1 protein-coding gene is annotated in these 267 nt (G+C 51.7%); it reads left to right on the plus strand.

Features of this window, described 5'->3' with window-relative positions; genetic code table 11:
* Positions 1 to 267 (plus strand): hypothetical protein (locus IEQ44_RS15980; RefSeq protein WP_227487652.1); only part of this gene is annotated, 267 nt, incomplete at both ends.

The raw sequence follows: 267 nt of genomic DNA on the forward strand, positions 1-267 counted from the left end.
GCTGGACGCGACATCAATAAATCCGCGGATAAACTTCCAGCCACGGCTGGAAAACGTTGAGATTGGTACCATTCTGAAGGCGTTTAACTATCCGATTTCGTTGACCGGAAAAATGTCACTGGCTGGTGATTTCTCCGGTGCTGACATAGATGCCGACGCATTCCGCCACAACTGGCAAGGACAGGCACATGACGAAATGACCGACACGCGCATGGAAGGGATGAACTTCCAGCAGATGATTCAGCAAGCGGTAGAGCGTAATGGCGG

The organism is Nocardioides malaquae, from assembly GCF_015070385.1.
GTDB classification, from domain to species: Bacteria; Actinomycetota; Actinomycetes; order Propionibacteriales; family Nocardioidaceae; genus Nocardioides; species Nocardioides malaquae.